21 protein-coding genes are annotated in these 22,886 nt (G+C 61.1%); 15 read left to right on the top strand and 6 right to left on the bottom strand.

What is annotated here, in order from left to right:
• Positions 1-83: 83 nt before the first annotated feature.
• From V9L13_RS19265 to V9L13_RS19245, 5 genes are read left to right on the top strand one after another with little or no spacing between them, the layout of a single operon-like run.
• Positions 84-1,064 carry a sulfonate ABC transporter substrate-binding protein gene (locus V9L13_RS19265; protein WP_338800272.1) on the top strand — a complete coding sequence of 327 codons (981 nt, stop codon included), beginning with the start codon at positions 84-86 and terminating at the stop codon, positions 1,062-1,064.
• Positions 1,065-1,089: 25 nt separating this feature from the next.
• On the top strand, positions 1,090-2,238 hold the full coding sequence (gene ssuD, locus V9L13_RS19260) for an FMNH2-dependent alkanesulfonate monooxygenase (protein WP_338800271.1): 1,149 nt from the start codon (positions 1,090-1,092) through the stop codon (positions 2,236-2,238).
• Between the two features lie 8 nt (positions 2,239-2,246).
• Entirely contained in the window at positions 2,247-3,029 is a 783-nt protein-coding gene (gene ssuC / locus V9L13_RS19255) for an aliphatic sulfonate ABC transporter permease SsuC (RefSeq protein WP_248739888.1), read from the top strand.
• Complete coding sequence (gene ssuB, locus V9L13_RS19250; RefSeq protein ID WP_338800270.1) at positions 3,026-3,832, top strand: aliphatic sulfonates ABC transporter ATP-binding protein; 807 nt, start codon at positions 3,026-3,028, stop codon at positions 3,830-3,832. Before ssuC ends, ssuB begins: the two co-directional genes overlap by 4 nt.
• A gap of 33 nt (positions 3,833-3,865) precedes the next feature.
• Positions 3,866-4,081 (top strand): TOBE domain-containing protein, encoded by a 216-nt coding sequence (locus V9L13_RS19245; RefSeq protein WP_003229256.1) that lies wholly within the window; start codon positions 3,866-3,868, stop codon positions 4,079-4,081.
• A gap of 166 nt (positions 4,082-4,247) precedes the next feature.
• Here V9L13_RS19245 and V9L13_RS19240 read toward each other — a convergent pair whose 3' ends face one another.
• The gene (locus V9L13_RS19240; protein ID WP_103521766.1) at positions 4,248-4,880 is read right to left on the bottom strand and encodes a TetR/AcrR family transcriptional regulator; all 633 of its coding nucleotides are present in this window, start codon (positions 4,878-4,880) and stop codon (positions 4,248-4,250) included.
• 250 nt (positions 4,881-5,130) lie between these two features.
• Positions 5,131-6,507 carry a glutamine synthetase family protein gene (locus V9L13_RS19235; RefSeq protein ID WP_003229254.1) on the bottom strand — a complete coding sequence of 459 codons (1,377 nt, stop codon included), beginning with the start codon at positions 6,505-6,507 and terminating at the stop codon, positions 5,131-5,133.
• A gap of 278 nt (positions 6,508-6,785) precedes the next feature.
• Here V9L13_RS19235 and V9L13_RS19230 point away from each other — a divergent pair, with 278 nt between their 5' ends.
• The 8 genes from V9L13_RS19230 to V9L13_RS19195 all read left to right on the top strand — a co-directional run bounded on the left by V9L13_RS19230 (position 6,786) and on the right by V9L13_RS19195 (position 15,597).
• On the top strand, positions 6,786-7,142 hold the full coding sequence (locus V9L13_RS19230; RefSeq protein WP_338800269.1) for a glutamine amidotransferase: 357 nt from the start codon (positions 6,786-6,788) through the stop codon (positions 7,140-7,142).
• A gap of 95 nt (positions 7,143-7,237) precedes the next feature.
• On the top strand, positions 7,238-8,596 hold the full coding sequence (locus V9L13_RS19225) for a glutamine synthetase family protein (RefSeq protein WP_003229252.1): 1,359 nt from the start codon (positions 7,238-7,240) through the stop codon (positions 8,594-8,596).
• 56 nt (positions 8,597-8,652) lie between these two features.
• Positions 8,653-10,017 carry an aspartate aminotransferase family protein gene (locus V9L13_RS19220; RefSeq protein WP_103485652.1) on the top strand — a complete coding sequence of 455 codons (1,365 nt, stop codon included), beginning with the start codon at positions 8,653-8,655 and terminating at the stop codon, positions 10,015-10,017.
• 171 nt (positions 10,018-10,188) lie between these two features.
• On the top strand, positions 10,189-11,298 hold the full coding sequence (locus tag V9L13_RS19215; RefSeq protein ID WP_226500868.1) for a polyamine ABC transporter substrate-binding protein: 1,110 nt from the start codon (positions 10,189-10,191) through the stop codon (positions 11,296-11,298).
• Positions 11,299-11,485: 187 nt separating this feature from the next.
• Positions 11,486-12,583: a polyamine ABC transporter substrate-binding protein gene (locus V9L13_RS19210; protein ID WP_103520968.1), complete on the top strand. Its 1,098-nt coding sequence runs from the start codon at positions 11,486-11,488 to the stop codon at positions 12,581-12,583.
• A 67-nt stretch (positions 12,584-12,650) separates the two neighbouring features.
• On the top strand, positions 12,651-13,793 hold the full coding sequence (gene potA, locus V9L13_RS19205; protein WP_108590088.1) for a polyamine ABC transporter ATP-binding protein: 1,143 nt from the start codon (positions 12,651-12,653) through the stop codon (positions 13,791-13,793).
• Positions 13,794-13,828: 35 nt separating this feature from the next.
• Positions 13,829-14,710, top strand: coding sequence for an ABC transporter permease subunit (locus V9L13_RS19200; protein ID WP_177434709.1), 882 nt, complete (start codon positions 13,829-13,831; stop codon positions 14,708-14,710).
• Positions 14,707-15,597, top strand: coding sequence for an ABC transporter permease subunit (locus V9L13_RS19195; RefSeq protein WP_003229242.1), 891 nt, complete (start codon positions 14,707-14,709; stop codon positions 15,595-15,597). The genes V9L13_RS19200 and V9L13_RS19195 overlap by 4 nt, the downstream gene beginning before the upstream one ends.
• A 188-nt stretch (positions 15,598-15,785) precedes the next feature.
• Here the strand turns inward: V9L13_RS19195 and V9L13_RS19190 are convergent, their stop codons facing one another.
• Complete coding sequence (locus V9L13_RS19190; protein ID WP_338800268.1) at positions 15,786-16,427, bottom strand: HD domain-containing protein; 642 nt, start codon at positions 16,425-16,427, stop codon at positions 15,786-15,788.
• A gap of 314 nt (positions 16,428-16,741) precedes the next feature.
• Here V9L13_RS19190 and V9L13_RS19185 point away from each other — a divergent pair, with 314 nt between their 5' ends.
• Positions 16,742-17,707 carry a GlxA family transcriptional regulator gene (locus V9L13_RS19185; protein WP_338800267.1) on the top strand — a complete coding sequence of 322 codons (966 nt, stop codon included), beginning with the start codon at positions 16,742-16,744 and terminating at the stop codon, positions 17,705-17,707.
• A gap of 115 nt (positions 17,708-17,822) precedes the next feature.
• Here the strand turns inward: V9L13_RS19185 and V9L13_RS19180 are convergent, their stop codons facing one another.
• A complete protein-coding gene (locus tag V9L13_RS19180; RefSeq protein ID WP_338800266.1) occupies positions 17,823-20,234 on the bottom strand; it encodes a penicillin acylase family protein in 2,412 nt (803 codons plus the stop codon).
• Between the two features lie 102 nt (positions 20,235-20,336).
• Positions 20,337-20,915 carry a DUF6436 domain-containing protein gene (locus V9L13_RS19175; protein ID WP_338800265.1) on the bottom strand — a complete coding sequence of 193 codons (579 nt, stop codon included), beginning with the start codon at positions 20,913-20,915 and terminating at the stop codon, positions 20,337-20,339.
• Between the two features lie 99 nt (positions 20,916-21,014).
• On the opposite strand from V9L13_RS19175, the gene V9L13_RS19170 reads away from it, so the two are divergent.
• A complete protein-coding gene (locus V9L13_RS19170; protein WP_338800264.1) occupies positions 21,015-21,962 on the top strand; it encodes an alpha/beta hydrolase in 948 nt (315 codons plus the stop codon).
• Between the two features lie 103 nt (positions 21,963-22,065).
• On the opposite strand, the gene V9L13_RS19165 is transcribed toward V9L13_RS19170, so the two are convergent.
• Positions 22,066-22,818 carry a DUF2059 domain-containing protein gene (locus tag V9L13_RS19165; protein ID WP_150370131.1) on the bottom strand — a complete coding sequence of 251 codons (753 nt, stop codon included), beginning with the start codon at positions 22,816-22,818 and terminating at the stop codon, positions 22,066-22,068.
• Positions 22,819-22,886: the final 68 nt, after the last annotated feature.

Genomic DNA, 22,886 nt, shown 5'->3' with positions numbered 1-22,886 from the left:
ACCGAAATTGAAGTACTGGCCTTACTCGCCCGCCAACGGGCAAGCAGGTGCAGCCACAACCCAACAGCAAAAAGGAGAGCGCTATGCGCACTGTATTTTTGCGTCGCGGTCTGGTCGCTCTGTTTGCTGCGGCTGTGTCCTTCGGCGCCATTACTCAAGCTCAAGCCGAGACCTTGCGGATCGGTTATCAGAAGTACGGCACGCTGGTGCTGCTCAAGGCCAAAGGCACACTGGAAAAGCGTCTGGCCGCCCAAGGCGTGGACGTGCAATGGACTGAATTCCCCGGCGGCCCACAACTGCTCGAGGGCCTGAACGTCGGCTCGATCGACTTCGGCGTCACCGGTGAGACGCCACCGGTATTCGCCCAGGCTGCCGGCGCCGATCTGCTCTACGTTGCCTACGAACCGCCAGCACCGACCAGTGAAGCGATCCTTGTGCCGAAAGACTCGCCGATCAAATCGGTGGCCGATCTGAAGGGCAAGAAAGTCGCCCTGAACAAAGGCTCCAACGTGCACTACCTGCTGGTGCGCGCACTGGAAGACGCCGGTCTCAAATACTCCGATATCCAGACCGTATTCCTGCCGCCGGCCGATGCCCGCGCCGCGTTCGAGCGTGGCAGCGTCGATGCCTGGGTGATCTGGGATCCGTACCAGGCCGCTGCCGAGAACCAGCTGCAGGCGCACACCCTGCGTGACGGCAAAGGCATCGTCGACAACCACCAGTTCTATCTCGCGACCAAACCTTACGCGCAGAAAAATCCCGAGGTGATCAAGACCCTCGTCGAGGAAGTGCGCGCGGTGGGCGAGTGGTCCAAGGCCAACCCGCAGGACGTGACCCAACAGGTCGCGCCGCTGCTCGGCCTGTCGCCGGAGATCACCCTGACCTCGGTGAAACGCCAGGGCTACGGTGCGCTGTTCCTGACCCCGGATGTGGTCGCCGCGCAACAGAAAATCGCCGACACCTTCTACCAGCTCAAGCTGATTCCCAAGCCGTTGAGCATCAAGGATGTGATCTGGACACCACCGGCCGCTGTGGCCCAAAGCTCGGTTACCCAAGCCCAGTAAATCGAATCCCCAAGGAGACCACTCCATGAGCCTCAACATCTTCTGGTTCCTGCCTACCCACGGCGACGGCCATTACCTTGGCACCGCCGAAGGCGCACGCGCCGTTGACCACGGTTATCTGCAACAGGTCGCGCAAGCGGCGGATCGTCTGGGCTTTGGCGGCGTACTGATCCCCACCGGCCGTTCCTGCGAGGACTCGTGGCTGGTGGCCGCGTCGCTGATCCCGGTGACCCAGCGTCTGAAATTCCTTGTCGCCCTGCGCCCCGGGATCATTTCCCCGACGGTGGCGGCGCGGCAGGCTGCGACCCTGGATCGTCTGTCTGGCGGTCGTGCGCTGTTCAACCTGGTGACCGGTGGTGACCCGGAAGAGTTGGCCGGTGATGGTCTGTTCCTCAACCACGAAGAGCGCTATCAAGCCTCGGTGGAATTCACCCGGATCTGGCGTCGGGTGCTGGAAGGCGAAACCGTCGATTACGACGGCGAACACATCAGCGTGAAGGGCGCCAAACTGCTCTATCCGCCGATCCAGCAACCGCGTCCGCCGCTGTACTTCGGCGGCTCGTCGGAAGCGGCGCAGGATCTGGCCGCCGAACAGGTCGAGATGGTGCTGACCTGGGGCGAGCCGCCAGCGGCCGTCGCCGAGAAGATCGAGCAGGTGCGCGCCAAAGCCGCCAAGCTCGGGCGTACCGTGCGCTTCGGCATTCGTTTGCATGTGATCGTGCGCGAAACCAACGCCGAAGCCTGGCAAGCGGCAGACCGGCTGATCTCGCATCTGGACGACGACACCATCAAGCGTGCGCAGGCATCGCTGGCGCGTTTCGATTCGGTCGGCCAGCAACGCATGGCGGCGCTGCACGGCGGTAGTCGCGACAACCTCGAAGTCAGCCCGAATCTGTGGGCGGGTGTCGGTCTGGTGCGGGGCGGTGCGGGTACAGCGCTGGTCGGCGATGGCCCGACCGTGGCCACCCGCGTGAAGGAGTACGCGGATCTGGGTATCGATACGTTCATCTTCTCCGGTTATCCACACCTCGAAGAGTCGTACCGCGTCGCTGAACTGCTGTTCCCGCACCTCGACATCGAGCGCCCGGAACTGCCGAAAAGCGCCGGCTACGTCAGCCCGTTCGGCGAGATGGTGGCCAACGACATTCTTCCCAAAGCCGCGTCGCAGAGCTGAGGCGCGCCATGAAAAAATTTATCCACAGCCTCGCGCCCTGGGCGTTGCCGGTGCTCTTGCTGGCGGTGTGGCAGTTGTCGGTGTCGGCCGGTTGGTTGTCGACGCGGATCCTGCCGGCACCGGTGGCGGTGATTGAGGCCGGTGTCAGCCTGGTGCGCAGCGGCGAGATCTGGACGCATCTGGCAATCAGCGGCTGGCGCGCGGCGCTGGGCTTCACCATCGGTGGCAGCATCGGCCTGGCGCTGGGTTTCATCACCGGCCTGTCGAAGTGGGGCGAACGCCTGCTCGACAGCTCGGTACAGATGATCCGCAACGTGCCGCACCTGGCGCTGATTCCACTGGTGATCCTGTGGTTTGGCATCGACGAGTCGGCAAAGATTTTCCTGGTGGCACTGGGCACGCTGTTCCCGATTTACCTCAACACCTATCACGGCATCCGTAACGTCGATCCGGCGCTGGTGGAGATGGCGCGCAGTTATGGCTTGAGCGGTTTCAGCCTGTTCTGGCAGGTGATTCTGCCGGGCGCGCTGCCTTCGATTCTGGTCGGGGTGCGCTTTGCGCTGGGCTTCATGTGGCTGACGCTGATCGTCGCTGAAACCATCTCGGCCAGCTCCGGCATTGGTTATCTGGCGATGAACGCCCGCGAGTTTTTGCAGACCGATGTGGTGGTGCTGGCGATCCTGCTTTACGCGGTACTCGGCAAGCTCGCTGACCTCGCCGCCCGTGGACTTGAGCGTGTGTGGCTGCGCTGGCATCCGGCCTATCAGGTGGCCAAGGGAGGTGCGGCATGACCGCTCAACAACCTCCACGCCTGCTGCGCGGGATTCCGCTAGTGGTGCGCAACCTGCAGAAAACCTTTGGTACGCGGCAGGTGCTGCGCGACATCGACCTGCACATTCCGGCGGGGCAATTCGTCGCCGTGGTCGGGCGCAGCGGGTGCGGCAAGAGCACCTTCCTGCGCTTGCTCGCCGGCCTCGATCAACCGACTGGCGGTGACCTGCTGGCCGGTGCCGCAGCGCTCAGCGATGCGCGGGAAGACACCCGGCTGATGTTCCAGGAAGCACGGCTGCTGCCGTGGAAAAAGATCATCGACAACGTCGGTCTCGGCCTTAAAGGCAACTGGCGCCCGCAAGCACTGGAAGCGCTGGAATCCGTCGGTCTGGCGGATCGCGCCCATGAATGGCCGGCAGCCTTGTCCGGTGGGCAGAAGCAGCGCGTGGCGCTGGCCCGGGCGCTGATCCACCAACCGCGCCTGTTGCTGCTCGACGAGCCGCTGGGTGCGCTGGATGCCCTGACCCGGATCGAGATGCAGCAACTGATCGAACGCCTCTGGCAAAAGCATGGGTTCACCGTGCTGCTGGTGACCCACGACGTCAGCGAAGCGGTGGCGATTGCCGACCGGGTGATTCTGATCGAGGACGGCGAAGTCGGTCTCGACCTGCAAGTGGAGTTGCCTCGTCCGCGAGTGCGCGGATCGCATCGACTGGCAGCGCTGGAAACCGAAGTGCTCAACCGTGTTCTGTCCCTGCCCGGTGAGCCGCCGGAGCCGGAGCCTGTTTCACCACTGCCTACGCAATTGCGTTGGGCTCAATAACTCAAGTTACAACCAACGACAGGAATCAAAGCCATGACTATCAAAGCCATCAACGTGCGCAACCAGTTCAAAGGCTCGATCAAGGAGATCGTTCTCGGCGACGTGCTGTCGGAAATCGACGTGCAGACCGCTTCCGGCATCGTCACTTCGGTGATCACCACCCGCTCGGTCAAGGAGCTGGAACTGGTGGTGGGCAGTGAGGTGATTGCCTTCGTGAAATCCACCGAGGTGTCGATCGCCAAGTTGTAAGCCAGTGGAAAAAAACAAACCCCGGAGGGCGTGAGCCCTTCGGGGTTTTTCTTTTTGTGCACGGATTTGAATCGGCGGCGCTGCCATCGCGAGCAGGCTCACTCCTACATTTGGAATGCGTTCCCCTGTGGGAGCGGGCTTGCTCGCGAAGGGGCCGGTGAATGCGCTAGAGAACTCTCTTGGGTAGATACGGCGGCAGATACAGGCCGATATAGGCATCAAACACCCGCATCCCTTCCTCGGCCATGCGCGGGGTGATCTGCCCGTGTTGCTGCACCGAGCGCGCATACACGCGGTCGCCCAGTTCCATCGCCAGGGCAAACACGTCGACATCGCTTGGCAGGCGCGGCAATTCGAAGTGATGGTCGAACAGTTTGTGCATCAGGTCGCCGAGTTCGATGTCGTGCTGGCGGTCAGCCTGGGTCACTTCGGTCAGGCCGTGCTGGGCGAGGATCAGCTGGCGGGCCGCCGCGTCTTCGTCGTAGATCTCCAGCATGCGCTGCTCGACCAGCCGCGACAGGTCACGCCAGTCGCGCAGCGCCTCGTGATCGATCGGCGCTTGCAGGCAGGCGCGGAAGGCTGCGTGCACATCGGCAGTCAAGGCTTCGAGCAGCGCCGGGACGCTGGCGAAGAAGTGATACACGGAGGACGGCGGAATCTGCGCGCGTTCGGCGACGCTGTAGATCGACAGACTGGCCACACCCTCGGCGGCCAGCAGCGTACGCGCGGCGTCGAGTATCGAGTCGATCCGCGCCTGGCTGCGGGCACGGGGTTTGCGAACGGGGGCGGGACGCGTCATGGAAGTCTCCTGCGGGGCAGCGGGCATTGTACGAGCCGAGCCGTGTGTTGTCTGCCAGGACGCCTTCGGGAGCAAGCCCCCTCCCACAGTTGATCTTCTGCGTACAAAAGATCTCCATGCGCTGTAGATCCCCTGTGGGAGGGGGCTTGCTCCCGAACCGCCGCAGGCGGCCATTCAGATCAGAATTCGGCCATAAAAAAAACGCCGTGGGCCAAGACAGCCGACGGCGTTTTATCTGGTCGCAATCCGCTTAAACGGTATGCAGATACCAGTTGTACTCAAGGTCGGAGATGGAGTGTTCGAACTCCTCCAGCTCGCTTTCCTTGCAGGCGACGAAGATATCGATGTACTTCGGATCGATGTACTTGGCCATCACCTCGCTGTCGTCCAGCTCGCGCAGGGCATCGCGCAAGTTGTTCGGCAGGCTTTGTTCGTTCTGCTCGTAGCTGTTGCCTTCGACCGGAGCGCCTGGCTCGATCTTGTTCACCAGACCGTGATGCACACCGGCCAGGACCGAAGCCATCAGCAGGTACGGGTTGGCGTCGGCGCCGGCCACGCGGTGTTCGATACGCACGGCATCGGCAGAGCCGGTCGGTACGCGGATCGCCACGGTGCGGTTGTCCAGGCCCCAGCACGGCGAGTTCGGCACATAGAACTGCGCGCCGAAGCGACGGTACGAGTTGACGTTCGGGCAGAGGAAAGCCATCTGCGCCGGCAGGGTCTCGAGCACACCGCCGATCGCGTGACGCAGCGCGGCGTTCTGCTCGGGATCCTCGCTTGCAAAGATGTTCTTGCCATCTTTGTCGAGCACCGAGATATGGACGTGCAGACCATTACCCGCCTGGCCCGGATACGGCTTGGCCATGAAGGTAGTGTCCATTTCATGGTCGTAGGCGATGTTCTTGATCAGACGCTTGAGCAGGACCGCGTAGTCGCACGCCTTGATCGGGTCGGCGACGTGGTGCAGGTTCACTTCGAACTGCGCCGGGGCACTTTCCTTGACGATCGCGTCGGCCGGGATGCCTTGCTCTTTGGCGCCTTCCAGAATGTCCTGGAGGCAGTCGACGTATTCGTCGAGGTCGTCGATCAGGTAGACCTGAGTCGAGTGCGGGCGTTTGCCGGAGATCGGCGAGCGTGGCGGCTGTGGACGCCCGTTCACGTTTTCCTGGTCGATCAGGTAGAACTCCAGTTCGAACGCGGCGCAGATGGTCAAGCCCAGCTCGTCAAACTTTGCAACAACTTGACGGAGCACTTCACGCGGATCGGCGAAGAACGGGTCACCCTCGAGTTCGTGCATGGTCATCAACAGTTGCGCGGTAGGGCGCTTCTGCCATGGCTCGTTGCACAGGGTATCGGGGATTGGATAGCAGATCCGGTCGGCGTCGCCGATGTCCAGACCCAGGCCGGTGCTTTCCACCGTAGAACCATTGATATCCAGAGCAAATAGAGAGGCCGGCAGGTTGATGCCTTTCTCGTAAACCTTGTGGAGGCTGGTGCGTTCGATGCGCTTGCCGCGCACCACACCATTCATATCCGCAATCAGAAGGTCAACGTACAGAACCTCAGGATGTTCCTTAAGGAACGCGTTCGCTTCGTTAAGCTGAACGGCACGCGGGGGTACCGACATGATGCAACACCTTTGTTGTTAAAAATATCAATCATTGATCTTTTCTGGTTTCAGTCAACCCGAACGGCCTGCCGAAGTCAAGCGAGGCCTTTTTTGCCCTAAAAAAGCGCTGCAAGGGCATTTATGGGGCACTTTGGGGCGGTTTTTTGTCCTTGAAACACGTGGCACCCGCAGGCTTGAGCAGGCCGTGTTGTATTTTTTACGGGGGAGTTGTGTAAAAAAATGAACAAGGCTAAGCTCCGACCAAACCCATAACAGCAATAATACCGGGGTGCTTCATGTCTCGCCTGCCGTTAATCGGCATCACCGACTGCTCGCAACAGTCCGGTCTGTATGCTCATCACATCAGTGGCGACAAATCCGTCCGTATCGCAGCCAGCATGGCTCGCGGCGGGTCGACGAGGTTCTCGTCGGCATCAGGCCAAACGGCAACGTCCGATATTCTGGACGCACGGGACAGCATCCTGTTTATGGCGTTTCCTTTCAATATAGATCTCTTTGAGTCCCAAAGCCTGTGCCGCTCCCCGAGCCGTGCTCACGATTCTGCACGCCTTGAATGTGCACAGGAAATGCAACGCCAGCGTAAAGGGCAGGTAAGCTCCTCTTTCATTGTCTATGCGCGGTGCCAGGCGTAAGCCGGCACTGCGCGCAAGCAAGCCCCCTTTAACGCGACGCCACGGCGTCAAACTTTGCCTGACACGATGTCAGGAGACTCAGCCCAGAGGCATTTATGAGTAACAACCTCGACCAGCTCACCGATTGGTTGAAAGACCACAAGATCACAGAAGTCGAATGCATGATCGGCGACTTGACCGGTATCACCCGGGGCAAGATCTCGCCGACCAACAAGTTCATCGCCGAGAAGGGCATGCGCCTGCCGGAAAGCGTTCTGTTGCAGACCGTAACCGGCGACTATGTCGAAGACGACATCTATTACGAACTGCTCGACCCGGCCGACATCGACATGATCTGCCGCCCCGACCAGAACGCCGTGTACCTGGTGCCTTGGGCCATCGAACCCACCGCCCAAGTGATCCACGACACCTACGACAAGCAAGGCAACCCGATCGAGCTGTCGCCGCGCAACGTCCTCAAGAAAGTCCTGAAGCTCTATTCCGACAAGGGCTGGCAGCCGATCGTGGCGCCGGAGATGGAGTTCTACCTGACCAAACGCAGTGATGACCCCGACTATCCGTTGCAGCCGCCAATCGGCCGCTCCGGGCGTCCGGAAATCGGCCGTCAGTCGTTCTCCATCGAAGCGGCGAACGAATTCGACCCGCTGTTCGAAGACGTCTACGACTGGTGCGAACTGCAGGAGCTGGACCTCGACACGCTGATCCACGAAGACGGCACGGCGCAGATGGAAATCAACTTCCGTCACGGCGACGCGCTGTCCCTGGCCGACCAGATCCTGGTGTTCAAGCGCACCATGCGCGAAGCCGCGCTCAAGCACGACGTGGCCGCGACCTTCATGGCCAAGCCGATGACCGGTGAGCCGGGCAGTGCGATGCACTTGCACCAGAGCATCATCGACATCGAGACCGGCAAGAACGTGTTCTCCAATGAAGACGGGACCATGAGCCAGCTGTTCCTGCACCACATCGGTGGCTTGCAGAAACTGATCCCTGAATTACTGCCGCTGTTCGCGCCGAACGTCAACTCGTTCCGCCGCTTCCTGCCGGACACCTCGGCGCCGGTGAACGTCGAATGGGGCGAAGAGAACCGCACCGTGGGCCTGCGCGTACCGGATGCCGGCCCACAGAACCGTCGCGTGGAAAACCGCCTGCCGGGCGCCGACGCCAACCCGTACCTGGCGATTGCCGCGAGCCTGCTCTGCGGTTACATCGGCATGGTCGAGGGGCTGAACCCGAGCGCGCCAGTCGTCGGCCGTGGCTATGAACGCCGCAACCTGCGCCTGCCGCTGACCATCGAGGACGCGCTGGAGCGTATGGAAAACAGCGCGACCATCGAGAAATACCTGGGCAAGACCTTCATCACCGGCTACGTCGCGGTCAAGCGGGCCGAGCATGAAAACTTCAAGCGCGTGATCAGTTCCTGGGAGCGTGAATACCTGCTCTTCGCCGTCTGATACGCCGGGCGCGGTGGCCAGCCGCCGCGCCTTCACCGATAACAAGGAGAATTGGCATGACCAGCAACAACCCGCAAACCCGTGAGTGGCAAGCCCTGAGCAGCGATCACCACCTGGCCCCGTTCAGCGACTTCAAACAGCTGAAAGAGAAGGGTCCACGGATCATCACCAACGCCAAGGGCGTGTACCTGTGGGACAGCGAGGGCAACAAGATCCTCGATGGCATGGCGGGTCTGTGGTGCGTGGCGATCGGTTATGGCCGCGATGAACTGGCCGACGCGGCCGCTAAACAAATGCGCGAACTGCCTTACTACAACCTGTTCTTCCAGACCGCGCACCCGCCGGCACTGGAACTGGCCAAGGCCATCGCCGACGTGGCGCCGGAAGGCATGAATCACGTGTTCTTCACTGGTTCCGGCTCCGAAGGCAACGACACCATGCTGCGCATGGTTCGCCACTACTGGGCGATCAAGGGCCAGCCGAACAAGAAAGTCATCATCAGCCGCAAGAACGGTTACCACGGTTCGACCGTGGCGGGTGCGAGCCTCGGTGGCATGACGTATATGCACGAGCAGGGCGATTTGCCGATCCCGGGCATCGTCCACATTGCGCAGCCGTACTGGTTCGCCGAGGGCGGCGACATGTCGCCGGAAGAATTCGGCATCTGGGCGGCCAATCAACTGGAAGAGAAAATTCTCGAAGTCGGCGTGGACAACGTCGGTGCCTTTATTGCCGAGCCGATCCAGGGCGCCGGTGGCGTGATCATTCCGCCAGACACCTACTGGCCGCGCATCAAGGAAATCCTCGCCAAGTACGACATCCTCTTCGTCGCCGACGAGGTGATCTGCGGTTTCGGCCGTACCGGTCAGTGGTTCGGTTCGGATTTCTATGACCTGAAACCCGACATGATGACCATCGCCAAAGGCCTGACGTCCGGCTACATCCCGATGGGTGGCCTGATCGTGCGTGACGAAGTGGTGAAGGTGCTCAACGAAGGCGGCGATTTCAACCACGGTTTCACCTACTCCGGGCACCCGGTGGCGGCGGCGGTGGGGCTGGAAAACATCCGGATTCTGCGCGACGAGAAAATTATCGAGAACGCGCACAACGAAACGGCACCGTATTTGCAGAAACGTCTGCGCGAACTCAACGATCACCCTTTGGTGGGTGAAGTACGCGGGGTGGGGCTGCTGGGGGCGATCGAGCTGGTGCAGGACAAGGCCACTCGCAAACGTTACGAAGGCAAGGGCGTGGGCATGATCTGCCGGCAGTTCTGCTTCGATAACGGCCTGATCATGCGCGCCGTGGGCGACACCATGATCATTGCGCCGCCGCTGGTGATCAGCAAGGCGGAGATCGATGAGCTGGTGACCAAGGCGCGCAAGTGCCTGGACCTGACCCTCAGTGCGTTGCAGGCCTAAGTGCTAGGCTTCGAGCGGGGGAGCTGCGGCGCTCTCGCTCGAAGGTGTCAGAAAGGTTGGCCTTTTCTTGAAAGACCGCCTCCGATCTTGCCAGACTAGCCGCAGTTCCAGTTGTCGGGGTTCGGCCGCTGAACAAAGTGGTTCAAAAAAGAAAAATTTGGAGCATGACGCATGAAGGCATTAGGTAAAAAGCTTGCTGGCAAGACTCTTCTCGCTTTGTCCGTTGCGGGCATGATGGCGGGTGCGGTCCACGCGGACGACAAGGTGTTGCACGTCTACAACTGGTCCGACTACATCGCTCCTGACACCATCGCCAACTTCGAGAAAGAGTCCGGGATCAAGGTCGTCTACGACGTATTCGACAGCAACGAAACCCTGGAAGCCAAACTGCTGGCGGGCAAGTCCGGTTACGACGTGGTTGTGCCGTCGAACAACTTCCTCGCCAAGCAGATCAAGGCCGGCGTCTATCAGGAGCTGGACAAGTCCAAGCTGTCCAACTACGGCAACCTGAACAAGTCGCTGCTCAAGGCCGTTTCGGTCAGCGACCCGGATAACAAGCACGCCTTCCCGTACATGTGGGGCTCGATCGGCATCGGTTACAACCCGGAGAAGGTCAAGGCTGCGCTGGGCGTCGACACCATCGACTCCTGGGACACGCTGCTCAAGCCAGAGAACATCGCCAAGCTCAAGGGCTGCGGTGTGAGCTTCCTCGATTCGCCGACCGAAATGCTTCCGGTCGCGCTGCACTACCTGGGCCTGCCAACCGACAGCCAGAAGAAAGAGGACATCAAGAAAGCCGAGGACCTGTTCCTCAAGATTCGTCCTTCGATCACCTACTTCCACTCCTCCAAGTACATCTCGGACCTGGCCAACGGCAACATCTGCGTAGCGGTCGGCTACTCGGGTGACGTGCAGCAGGCCAAGTCCCGTGCCGCCGAGGCCGGTGACAAGGTCAAAGTCAGCTACGCCATTCCGAAGGAAGGCGCCGGCAGCTTCTATGACATGGTCGCGATTCCGAAAGATGCGGAAAACATCGACGGTGCGTACAAGTTCATGAACTACCTGCTGCAACCGAAAGTGATGGCCGAGATCACTAACGCTGTGCGCTTCCCTAACGGTAACGCCGAAGCGACTCAGTACGTGAACAAGGACATCACCTCCGATCCAGGCATCTACCCACCGGCCGATGTGCAGGCCAAGCTGTATGCGATCGCCGACTTGCCGGCCGCTACCCAGCGTGAACTGACCCGCAGCTGGACCAAGATCAAATCCGGTAAATAAACCGGTTTGAGGCAACAACCGCTGGCCGTCGTCGCCGTGACGGCGACCAGCGGATCAATTAAATGACAGAAAGTTTTGCTGGAACGGTTTTTCGAGGGTAAGTTGCGCGCCGGTTTTGTTGCCGGGCAGCCATGGCTGTCATGTAACGCGGGGCAACTTGGGCCCAACTAATTTAGAGGACCTCCACTTGCCTATTTTTTCTTCTTTGCGCAAAGCCCTGCTGGCCACTGCCGGCCTGACGATCGCAGTCGGAGCCCAGGCCGCCGGTACGGTGCATATTTATAACTGGTCGGATTACATCGGCGAGACCACCCTGGCCGACTTCGAGAAGGCCACCGGGATCAAACCGGTGTACGACGTGTTCGATTCCAACGAGACCCTGGAAGGCAAGCTGCTGGCCGGGCGTACCGGTTACGACGTGGTCGTGCCGTCGAACCACTTCCTCGGCAAGCAGATCAAGGCGGGTGCGTTCCAGAAGCTCGACAAGACACAGCTGCCGAACTACTCGAACCTCGATCCGGTGCTGCTCAAGCGCCTGGAACAGAACGACCCGGGCAACCAGTACGCGGTGCCGTACCTGTGGGGCACCAACGGCATCGGCTACAACGTCGAGAAAGTCAAAGCGGTGCTCGGCATCGACAAGATCGACTCCTGGAGCGTGCTGTTCGAACCGGAGAACATCAAGAAGCTGCACAGCTGTGGTGTAGCGTTCCTCGACTCGGCGGATGAAATGATGCCGACCGTGCTCAACTACATGGGCCTGAACGCCAACAGCACCAATCCGAAGGACTACGCCAAGGCCACCGACAAACTGCTGGCGGTGCGTCCCTACGTGACCTACTTCCACTCGTCGAAATACATCGGTGATCTGGCCAACGGCGACATCTGTGTGGCCATCGGCTTCTCCGGCGATATCTTCCAGGCCAAACACCGTGCCGAAGAAGCCAAGAAGGGCGTGAACATCGCCTACTCGATTCCGAAAGAAGGCGGCGCGCTGTGGTTCGACATGCTGGCGATTCCAAAGGACTCGTCCAACGTCAAAGAGGCCCACGCCTTCATCAACTATTTGCTGAAACCTGAGGTGATCGCTCAGGTCAGTGATTACGTCGGTTACGCCAACCCCAACCCAGGGTCGGACAAGCTGATGGAACAGTCCATTCGCACCGATGAAGCGGTTTATCCACCGCAAGCAGTCCTCGACAAGACTTACGTGTCGGTCGAGTTGCCACCCAATATTCAGCGTTTGATGACCCGTAGCTGGACCAAGGTCAAGTCGGGCAAGTAAGGCACAAACTATCCTGGGTTCGTCCGCGTTGGGCGAACTGCACTGTTTTTTTCTGGGAGTTTCGTAAATGGCAGTTGCCTCCGGCGCCTATAAGAAAGCCCTCGAGGGCGACCAGACACCTAAGCAGGTGTTGGTCAAAATCGACCGGGTCACGAAGAAGTTCGACGAGACGATTGCCGTGGACGATGTGTCCCTGGAAATCAAGAAGGGTGAGATCTTCGCCCTGCTCGGCGGTTCGGGATCGGGCAAATCCACTCTGCTGCGGATGCTGGCAGGGTTCGAACGGCCCACGGAGGGGCGCATTTTCCTCGACGGCGTCGACATCACCGACATGCCGCCGTACGAGCGACCGATCAACATGATGTTCCAGTCGTACGCCTTGTTCCCGCACATGACCGTGGCGCAGAACATCGCCTTCGGCCTCAAGCAGGACAAGATCCCCAACGCCGAGATCGACGCCCGTGTGGCCGAAATGCTCAAACTGGTGCAGATGAGCCAGTACGCCAAGCGCAAGCCGCATCAACTGTCCGGCGGTCAGCGTCAGCGTGTGGCCCTGGCACGCTCCCTGGCCAAGCGGCCGAAGCTGCTGCTGCTCGACGAGCCGATGGGCGCACTGGACAAGAAACTGCGTTCGCAGATGCAGCTGGAGCTGGTGGAAATCATCGAGCGTGTGGGCGTGACCTGCGTGATGGTGACCCACGACCAGGAAGAGGCCATGACCATGGCCGAGCGCATCGCGATCATGCACCTGGGCTGGATCGCCCAGATCGGCAGCCCGATCGACATCTACGAAACCCCGACCAGCCGTCTGGTCTGCGAATTCATCGGCAACGTGAACATCTTCGAAGGCGAAGTGATCGACGACGCCGAAGGCCACGCGACCATCACCTGCAAGGACCTCGACCGGCAGATCTATGTCGGCCACGGCATCAGCACCTCGGTGCAAGACAAGTCCGTGACCTACGCGATTCGTCCGGAGAAGCTGCTGGTCACCGCTGAAATGCCGACCTGCGAATACAACTGGTCGAGCGGCAAGGTGCATGACATCGCCTACCTCGGCGGTCACTCGGTGTTCTACGTCGAATTGCCGAGCGGCAAACTGGTGCAGTCGTTCGTTGCCAACGCCGAACGTCGCGGCGCGCGTCCGACCTGGGGCGATCAGGTTTACGTGTGGTGGGAAGACGACAGCGGCGTGGTACTCCGCTCATGAACATGCGCAAGTTCAAACGACGGCTCAACCGAATAATTCCCAATGGTCGGCAACTGGTCATCGGGGTTCCGTTCATCTGGCTGTTCCTGTTCTTCATGCTGCCGTTCTTCATCGTCCTGAAGATCAGCTTCGCTGAAGCCGACGTGGCCATCCCGCCGTACACCGAGATCTACACCTTCGCCGAGCAGAAGCTGCAACTGCTGCTGAACCTTGGCAACTACGCGATGCTCGGCGACGACGAGTTGTACATCGCCGCCTACCTCGGCTCGCTGAAGATGGCGTTCTTCAGCACGCTGCTGTGCCTGCTGATCGGTTACCCGATGGCCTACGCCATCGCCAGCGCCCGTAAAGAGCTGCAGACGGTGCTGGTGCTGCTGATCATGATGCCAACCTGGACCGCGATCCTGATCCGCGTTTACGCGTGGATGGGCATCCTCAGCAACAACGGCCTGCTCAACGGTTTCCTGATGAGCATGGGCTGGATCGATGAGCCGCTGCAGATCCTCAACACCAACCTGGCGGTTTACATCGGCGTGGTTTATTCGTACCTGCCGTTCATGATCCTGCCGCTGTACGCCAACCTGGTGAAGCACGATCACAGCCTGCTGGAAGCCGCTTCCGATCTCGGTTCGAGCACCTTCAACAGCTTCTGGAAAATCACCATCCCGCTGTCCAAGAACGGGATCATTGCCGGCTGCATGCTGGTGTTCATCCCGGTGGTCGGTGAGTTCGTGATTCCGGAACTGCTCGGCGGCCCGGAAACCCTGATGATCGGTAAAGTGCTCTGGCAAGAGTTCTTCAACAACCGTGACTGGCCGGTGGCGTCCGCCCTGGCGGTGGTGATGCTGGCGATCCTGATTGTGCCGATCATCCTGTTCAACCGCAGTCAGGCCAAGGAAATGGAGGGCAAAGAATGAAGAACTTCCGTTTCTCCAGCCTGATGCTGGTACTGGGTCTGTTGTTCATCTACGCGCCGATGCTGATCCTGGTGATCTACTCGTTCAACGCCTCGAAACTGGTGACGGTGTGGGGTGGCTGGTCGGTGAAGTGGTACGTCGGCCTGCTCGACAACACGCAACTGATGGGCTCGGTGGTGCGCTCGCTGGAAATCGCCTGCTACACCGCCGTGGCGGCAGTGGCGCTGGGTACGCTGGCAGCTTTCGTGCTGACTCGCATCACCCACTTCAAGGGCCGCACGCTGTTCGGTGGCCTGGTCACCGCGCCGCTGGTGATGCCGGAAGTGATCACCGGTCTGTCGCTGTTGCTGCTGTTCGTGGCCATGGCGCAGATGATCGGCTGGCCGCAGGAACGCGGCATCGTCACCATCTGGATCGCCCACACGACCTTCTGTGCGGCGTATGTGGCGGTGGTGGTGTCGGCGCGTCTGCGTGAGCTGGACCTGTCGATCGAAGAAGCGGCGATGGATCTGGGGGCGCGGCCGTGGAAGGTGTTCTTCCTGATCACCATCCCGATGATCGCGCCGTCGCTGGCAGCGGGCGGCATGATGTCGTTCGCCCTGTCGCTGGACGACCTGGTGCTGGCGAGCTTTGTTTCTGGCCCGGGTTCGACCACCCTGCCGATGGAAGTGTTCTCGGCGGTGCGTCTGGGCGTGAAGCCTGAGATCAACGCCGTGGCCAGTCTGATTCTGCTGGCGGTGTCGCTGGTGACGTTCCTGGTGTGGTTCTTCAGCCGCCGTGCCGAAGAAGCGCGCAAGAAAGCCATCCAGCAAGCCATCGAAGAAGGCGCCGCCGATTCGTGGAAGCAACCGGACGTACGCCGCGCGCCTGCGCCGGAAGCGGCTTAAGCCATATCGGGTTGGCCACATTCTCAGGGCCAACCCAAATCCAAATGTGGGAGCGGGCTTTTGTGGCGAGGGGATTTATCCCCGATGGGTTGCGAAGCGGCCCCTCTTTTGATCCTGAAAGTAGGGACTGCTACGCAGTCCATCGGGGATAAATCCCCTCATCACAGGGCTCACTCCTACAGTTGGTTTTATACAGTCCAGGGAGATTGGCGGATGACTTCAACAAAGTTCATCGGCTTGAACCCCGGCTCCTGATCCTTCAGCACATCGGTCTTCACGTTACCAAACGTGGTCTGCGGACGATGGCGCAAGCCGTCGGCAAACGCACAGATGATGCACTCCTTGAAACCTTCCCCGCGTGGATGCGCATGTACCACCGCCTCGCGCTGGGTGCTGCTGAACGCCGCGTAATCCATGCCCAGCACATCCATCTCGACACCCGCCGTCACCAGCGCCACGGTCGGTCGCAGATGCTTGGGCACGCCCGGTGTGGTGTGCAGGGCAATCGACAGCCAGACCTGCTCGATGTCGTCATCGCTCAGCCCGTACGGCTTGAGAAATGCCGCGGCCGCGTTGGCGCCATCCACTTCGAAGCGCTCGTCGTCACTGCGATAGCCTTCGACCAGACCGAGGTCGTGGAACATCGCGCCGACGTACAGCAGCTCCGGGTTATAGGCCAATTGCTGGCGCTCCCCGCTCAACGCACCGAACAAAAATACCCGGCGCGAGTGGTGGTAAAGCAGGTCGGATTCAATGTCGCGAATGTACTCGGTGGTGGCCCGGGCGAGGGCGCTGTCGGGGATCTTGATGCCGGCAATGGTCGTGCTCATGAAGGTATCCTCATCGAAAACGCCGTCGTGGCGCTGATGGGCAAAGTCTGTTCCCCGAGAAACTAAACGGACAATCAACGCATGGCTGCGATCCTTGCCAATCGACCTGCAAATCGTGCCAATCTCGCTTGTTGAACGAGGATTGGCTAGGGTTGGCTCAATCAACAAGGCAGGCACGGCCCAGGTGGGAGCGGGCTTGCTCGCGAAAGCGGTGTGTCATTCAACAGATAAGTTGAATGTAAGGGCCCTTTCGCGAGCAAGCCCGCTCCCACAGGGATTTGTGTTTGCCAGGGCATTGAGGACATTGGAGGCTTATGAACAAAACCATCGCCATCGTGGTATTCCCCGGCGTGCAGGCGCTGGATGTCAGCGGGCCGATGGATGTGTTCGCCGAGGCCAACCGGTTTCTGCCGCCCGAGGATCACTACCAGCTGGAGGTGATTGGCCTCGAACGTGGGCCGATGGCTTGCTCCAATGGCCTGAACCTCAGCGCTCACCGACACTTCAGCGAAGCGCACGATGCTTATGACCTGCTGCTGGTGGCCGGCGGGCCGCAGTTACCGTTCATGGATTTCGGCAAGCCTTTCGACACCTGGCTGCGTGAGGCCTGCACGCGTGCACGGCGTTTCGGCTCGATCTGCAACGGCGCGTTCATGCTGGCGCGGGCGGGGCTGCTGGAAGGGCGCACGGTCACGACCCACTGGAACGACGCCGAGGCCCTGGCGCAGTTGTGCCCATCGACCCGAGTCGAGGCCGATCGTCTGTACGTCGAGGACGGTGCGCTCTACACCTCGGCCGGGGTCACCGCCGGGATTGATCTTTCGCTGTACCTGCTGGCCCGCGATTGCGGCGCTGAAGTGGCGCTGAGCGTGGCCAAGCGGCTGGTGGTGTTCACTCAGCGCTCGGGCGGGCAATCGCAGTTCAGCCCGTTCCTCACGCCGCATGCGGAGCCGACGTCAGCGGTGGCGATGGTGCAGTTGTATGTGTTGGCCAACCTCACCGGCGATTTGACGATTGCCGATCTGGCGAACGCGGCGAACATGAGTGCGCGCAACTTCTCCCGGGTGTTCGCCCGTGAGGCTCGGGTCACCCCGGCAGAGTTCGTCGAAAGTGCGCGAGTGGACGCGGCGCGGTTGCTGCTGGAAAGCACCACGGCACCGCTGAAGACCGTGGCCTATCAGTGCGGGTTTCGCGATGCGCAGCACATGCGCAGTGTGTTCAACCGTCGACTGGGTGTGACGCCGCAGCAGTTTCGGCTGAATTTTGCAGTGCTGCTCTGAGTTCCAGTGTTGTTCTTGAGGGCCCCTTCGCGAGCAAGCTCGCTCCCACAGTTGAAATGCACTCCCCTGTGGGAGCGAGCTTGCTCGCGAAGGGTTCAGCGCAGAAAGTACAAAACTATCGCGCAGCCCGCGCCGGCAACAGCTTCAAGGTACTCCGGGTATTGGCCGTCACCTCTTCCTCGCTGAAGTGCGCCTGCACATACATCCCGTCGACATACGCCTCGGCCTGATCGTCATAGTGGCTGTCGAACGGCACGCCGCTCTGGCCGACCGGGTTGATGGTCAGGCTGTGCGCCGGGTCGGCGAAGTCGACCAGCCGCCGCGTCGAAGGCCCGTAGGTCACCGGCCATGGCGCCGGGCCGAGCTTGGCCGAGAGGTTGTTCGGCACTTCGTGGCTACCCGGCGCGGCGAACGGCCCGACGTTGAAGATGTGATCCAGCGGCTTCTGCTGACCCAACGGATGACCGTGGGTCAGGGTGTGCGCCGTGCCCCATTGCCAGTCGGACGGGTTGTCGCCGAGGGTCTGTTTCAGGTGCGCCATGCTCGCCTGCCACGCCGCTTTGACGATGTCGGCACGGGTCTCCTTGTTCGGTGTGTTGCGGTTGTCCCACCACGGAGAGTCCGCATTCGCCGCCAGGCGCGGCAGGGCGGCGTCGATCACCCGGGTCGACAGCAGCGTCTCGAAAAAGTCGTTGCCCAGCTCATCGCGCATCGCCGCATCGGCGAGGTCGTAGAGGAACTGGTTGAACACTGTGGCGCTCACCGAATCCAGTGGATAGTCGCCTTGCCACTGCGCCAGTTGCTCGACCAGTTTCAGCTGGGCCGGATCACTCACCACTTCCCGCAGCACCGGCAGCAACGGCGCCAGGGTGCGCGGGCCGTAACCGGTGGTGGTGCCCAGTTGCAGTTTCTGGTTGGCCTCGTTGCTCCACTTCACGCTCTTGTCGCTGAGCTGACGGTTGAGCTGCTGCCCGCGATCGGCGAGGTTGTAGTAACCGGGGATCGCCATGCCGGTGGGCGACAGCGGCTGGAAGTTGGCCGAGACGATGTAACCGCGTGCCGGGTTTTCTTCCTGCGGGTTGGCGCTGAACGGGTAGTAGCCGTCCTTGTCCGCCTGATTGCCGCTGCCGTCGAGAATGAACTCCGGGCGCACGCCCGCCGGACGTTTGGGCAGCAGCGCCGAGGCCCACCAGGCAATGTCACCCTTGGCGTTGGCGTAGACGATGTTCAGCCCCGGCGCCTGCACCTTGGCTGCCGCCGCACGGGCCTTGGCCAGGGTGTCGGCGCGGTTGAGCTGGTAGAAACCTTCGAGGATCGGGTTAGGCGTTTCGAGGAACGCCCACCACATGGCGATCGGCGTTTTACCGGCGGCAGTGCCGAGGGCGTCGTTGACGATCGGGCCATGGGGCGACTGGCGCAAGGTCAGCGTCACCGGCGCCTGGCCCTTCACCGCGATCTGCTGCTGGGTGCTGACCAGATCGGTCCACTGGCCGTGGTACCAGACCTGATTCGGGTTGTCCGGGTTGACCTTCTCGGCAATCAGATCCAGATCGTCGTTCTGGAACATGGTCAGGCTCCAGCCGAAATCCAGGTTGTGCCCCAGGAACGCAAACGGCACCAGCGCCTGATGATGGCCGTACAACTCAAACCCCGGCGCCGACAGTTGCGCCTCGTACCACACCGACGGCACCGAGAAGCGAATATGCGGATCACCGGCCAGTAGCGGTTTGCCGCTCTGGCTGCGGCTGCCGGCAATCACCCAGGCGTTGCTGCCTTCGAATTGCGGCAGGCCGTTTTCAATCAGCGCCTGCTCGCTGAGACGGGCGAGGGCGTTGAGATCTTTCCAGTCGCCGGCGGCGAGGGCCGGGGTCTTGTTGGCGCGACCTTTGGCGAGCACGCCTTTGGGCTGCCAGTCGAGGTCGAAGACGTTGAGGTAATCGGCGCCGAGTTGATCGCGCACGTAGGTCAGCAACGGCTCGGTGCGAAACGCCGCCGCAAAACTGTAGGCCATGTAACCGGCGACGCTGATGCTGTCTTCGGCGGTGAACGGCCGCTTGGGGATGCCCAGCACGTCGAACTCGACCGGTGCGGCGTGGCTGTCCTGATATTGATTGATGCCGTCCAGATAGGCTTGCAGGGCCTTCCACGCCGCTGACTGCTTATCGAGACTGGCGACATAACTGGCGGCGCGTTCGCGGATGCGCAGGCTGCGGAACAGTTTGTCGGTGTCGAGCAGCTTCGGCCCCAGCACTTCGGCCAGCTCGCCGCGGGCCAGGCGGCGCATGGCTTCCATCTGGAACAGTCGGTCCTGGGCATGCACGTAGCCGAGGGCGCGATACAGATCGGTTTCGTTCTCGGCACGAATGTGCGGCACCCCGCGATCGTCATAGCGCACGGTCACCGAGCCCTGCAGATTGCGCAGCTCCACCTGACCCTGACGCGTCGGTTGCTTGCTGTAGACGTAACCGCCGATGGCGATGAGCAGGATAACGATGAGCAAGGCAAGAACGGTGAAGACGCGTTTCATGGTGACTCCTTGTGCATGCGGGATTGCCGCCCGTCGGGCTGCAAACAATTAGCACAGACCTTCCGTGCCGTGCATCGCTGTCCTTGAAAAGTCCGGAATGCCTTACTGCACCACCACCGGCCACGGGCAATAACAACCGACCGCCAGAGTATGCGTAGCGCTGACCGGGCGATCATCCATCAGCGCGTTGAGGATCGGTTCGATGAAGCTGTTGCTGGAGTTGCAGGTCAGCCCTTCGCTGTACGGGCCGAAGTACGCCAGTTTGCCGCTGCGATCCCAGATCGCCACGGCGGGGCTGGCCGGGATCTGCTCGGAGCCGGGCAGCACCGTGATGGTTTTCAGGTTGCTCAGGGTGGTGGGCAACTGACCGTGGGAGCCGGCGCGCTGCACGGCGAAGAATTCCACGCCGCGCGGGCCGAACTGTTCGACCATTTCTGTCAGGTGCTGTTGATTGCCGACGTTACATGGGCAAGCCGGGTCCCAGAAATGCACCAGACGAATTTTGCCGGGGCCGGCCAGTTCATCCGGCAGGCGCAACGGATCACCGGAAAACACCGCCGTGTGCTGACTGAACGCGCGCAGATAACGCCCCTGAAACCAGTCATACGCCGCCCACAGCACCCCGGCACACACAAGCGCGAGCAGGCTGGCAAACAGTGCGGTGCGGTAGGGCGAGCGCATGGTTTTCGTTCCCGAAGAGGTGGGCTAGCTTGCCATGCTTGCCGCAACAGATGAATATCGCAGGCCGATAAAGTCTGTTTACCGCTTTGGAATACCCGCATGCCTGACACTTTCGATGCCGATCATTTACGCGCCAGCCTCAAGCCTTTGGCCCAGTGGCAGCCGTTGTCGGACGAGGCCAAGGCGTATCAGCAGTTCTATAAAACCGACTTTTCCGAGCGCGATGTCTGGCGCGGCATGGGCCGGTTCGAGGTGGACGGTTATGAGCTGGTCAGCCATTGCTGGTGGCCGGAGAAGGTCAAGGGCACGCTGTTTCTGCTGCACGGTTTTTACGATCACACCGGGCTGTATCGGCATGTGATCGAGTGGGCGCTGGATCAGGATTTTGCCGTCATCGCCTGCGACTTGCCGGGCCATGGTTTGTCGAGTGGGCCGCGGGCGAGCATCCGCGACTTCTCCGAATATCAGGACACGTTGCAGGCGTTGTTCGCCGAAGCCAGTTCGATTGCCCTGCCGCAGCCCTGGCACCTGTGCGGACAAAGCACTGGCGGCGCGATCGTCGTCGATCATGTGCTCAACCATGGCGAGAACAGTCCGGCGCAGGGCCAGTTGATTCTGCTGGCGCCGCTGGTACGTCCGCGCGCCTGGGGCTGGTCGCAGCTCAGTTATTACTTGCTGAGGCCTTTCGTGCGGGGCGTCACCCGGCGCTTCAGCGAGAACTCCAACGACCCGGATTTCCTGCCGTTCCTGCAGACCGATCCGTTACAGCCAAAACGTTTGCCGACGGCGTGGGTCGGTGCGCTGTCGCGCTGGATCATCCGTGTGGAACACGCGAAAAAAAGTCCGCGACGGCCGCTGATCATTCAGGGGCAGGCGGACATGACCGTGGACTGGCAGCACAACTTGCAGGTGCTGAAGTGGAAGTTCGACCGGCCGCAGATTCTGTTGCTGCCGGAGGCGCGGCATCATCTGGCGAATGAGACGCTGGAAATGCGCGAGGAGTATTTCGAGTTTCTGAACAAGCGGATCAGGGGCAGAAATTTGTAGTGTTTGTAAGGGCCTCTTCGCGAGCAAGCCCGCTCCCACAGGAGACCGCGATCACCTGTGGGAGCGGGCTTGCTCGCGAAGGCGGCCGGTCAGGCGATGAAGATCACTGGCTGAGGTTCGAGGAGCTTTGCCCCACCGCCAAACCCGCCCGGATCGCCGCCAGCGCCGCCTGGTAATACGCCTTGCCCTCGCTGGATTCGGCAAAGGTCGCGAACTGCTCCAGTTCGTCATCCGACAGATCGCGATAAACGTAGAGCAGCGTGTTGTTCAAGTCGGCGCCGATCTGCTCCATCAGGCGCTGGCGCTGACCGTTCAGCATGCCCTGTGCCTGACCGCCGCCAAGCAGGCCGGGAATCATCGAACTCAAACTGTCCGCCGCCACCCCGGCGATCGCCAGGCTGACTTCGGCGCCGGCCTCGCGTGCCGGCAGCGCTTGGGCCAAATGGCCGATGATCAGCAGGCGGCTATCGCTGGCCTGCATCTTCGGCAGGCCCTTGGCGTTTTTCGCCAGCTGATCGCGACGGGTGGCGAGCAATTCAGCAGCGACGATTTTCTTGCCCAGCGGCGATTGAAAGAACGTCAGCGCCGGTTGTGGATCGGCAAGGTGCTGGCGCAGTTGCGCTTCGGCACGCTGATCCATGGCCTGGGGGGCGAAGCGCTGGTTGCTGTTGTTGACCAGGGCTTGAAACACCGCTGGCGGCAGGTTGTTCTGGTAGCGCTGCTGCGCGGCACTCAGGGCATCATTGAAATGCGCACGTTGATCTGGCCAGCCGGCGATCTTGTACAACTGATCGTGGCCGTCCGCCCAGGCGGGCAAAACGCAGAACATCAACAGTGAAAAAAGCAAACGGCGCATAGGGACTCCTGTCAGCAGCGGACTATTCTCCGTGCGGTGCCGGGACTTGTCGAGAATTCGTAGCAAGC

The sequence above is a fragment of the Pseudomonas sp. RSB 5.4 genome, assembly GCF_037126175.1.
GTDB classification, from domain to species: Bacteria; Pseudomonadota; Gammaproteobacteria; order Pseudomonadales; family Pseudomonadaceae; genus Aquipseudomonas; species Aquipseudomonas fluorescens_H.
This window is presented reverse-complemented; position numbering and strand designations above follow the sequence as displayed.

Excerpts from the sequence above, each read along its gene's own strand:
- V9L13_RS19265 (WP_338800272.1), top strand. The coding sequence starts at position 84 with ATGCGCACTGTATTTTTGCGTCGCGGTCTGGTCGCTCTGTTTGCTGCG.
- ssuD (WP_338800271.1), top strand. The coding sequence starts at position 1,090 with ATGAGCCTCAACATCTTCTGGTTCCTGCCTACCCACGGCGACGGCCAT.
- ssuC (WP_248739888.1), top strand. The coding sequence starts at position 2,247 with ATGAAAAAATTTATCCACAGCCTCGCGCCCTGGGCGTTGCCGGTGCTC.
- ssuB (WP_338800270.1), top strand. The coding sequence starts at position 3,026 with ATGACCGCTCAACAACCTCCACGCCTGCTGCGCGGGATTCCGCTAGTG.
- V9L13_RS19245 (WP_003229256.1), top strand. The coding sequence starts at position 3,866 with ATGACTATCAAAGCCATCAACGTGCGCAACCAGTTCAAAGGCTCGATC.
- V9L13_RS19240 (WP_103521766.1), bottom strand. The coding sequence starts at position 4,880 with ATGACGCGTCCCGCCCCCGTTCGCAAACCCCGTGCCCGCAGCCAGGCG.
- V9L13_RS19235 (WP_003229254.1), bottom strand. The coding sequence starts at position 6,507 with ATGTCGGTACCCCCGCGTGCCGTTCAGCTTAACGAAGCGAACGCGTTC.
- V9L13_RS19230 (WP_338800269.1), top strand. The coding sequence starts at position 6,786 with ATGTCTCGCCTGCCGTTAATCGGCATCACCGACTGCTCGCAACAGTCC.
- V9L13_RS19225 (WP_003229252.1), top strand. The coding sequence starts at position 7,238 with ATGAGTAACAACCTCGACCAGCTCACCGATTGGTTGAAAGACCACAAG.
- V9L13_RS19220 (WP_103485652.1), top strand. The coding sequence starts at position 8,653 with ATGACCAGCAACAACCCGCAAACCCGTGAGTGGCAAGCCCTGAGCAGC.
- V9L13_RS19215 (WP_226500868.1), top strand. The coding sequence starts at position 10,189 with ATGAAGGCATTAGGTAAAAAGCTTGCTGGCAAGACTCTTCTCGCTTTG.
- potA (WP_108590088.1), top strand. The coding sequence starts at position 12,651 with ATGGCAGTTGCCTCCGGCGCCTATAAGAAAGCCCTCGAGGGCGACCAG.
- V9L13_RS19195 (WP_003229242.1), top strand. The coding sequence starts at position 14,707 with ATGAAGAACTTCCGTTTCTCCAGCCTGATGCTGGTACTGGGTCTGTTG.
- V9L13_RS19190 (WP_338800268.1), bottom strand. The coding sequence starts at position 16,427 with ATGAGCACGACCATTGCCGGCATCAAGATCCCCGACAGCGCCCTCGCC.
- V9L13_RS19185 (WP_338800267.1), top strand. The coding sequence starts at position 16,742 with ATGAACAAAACCATCGCCATCGTGGTATTCCCCGGCGTGCAGGCGCTG.
- V9L13_RS19180 (WP_338800266.1), bottom strand. The coding sequence starts at position 20,234 with ATGAAACGCGTCTTCACCGTTCTTGCCTTGCTCATCGTTATCCTGCTC.
- V9L13_RS19175 (WP_338800265.1), bottom strand. The coding sequence starts at position 20,915 with ATGCGCTCGCCCTACCGCACCGCACTGTTTGCCAGCCTGCTCGCGCTT.
- V9L13_RS19170 (WP_338800264.1), top strand. The coding sequence starts at position 21,015 with ATGCCTGACACTTTCGATGCCGATCATTTACGCGCCAGCCTCAAGCCT.
- V9L13_RS19165 (WP_150370131.1), bottom strand. The coding sequence starts at position 22,818 with ATGCGCCGTTTGCTTTTTTCACTGTTGATGTTCTGCGTTTTGCCCGCC.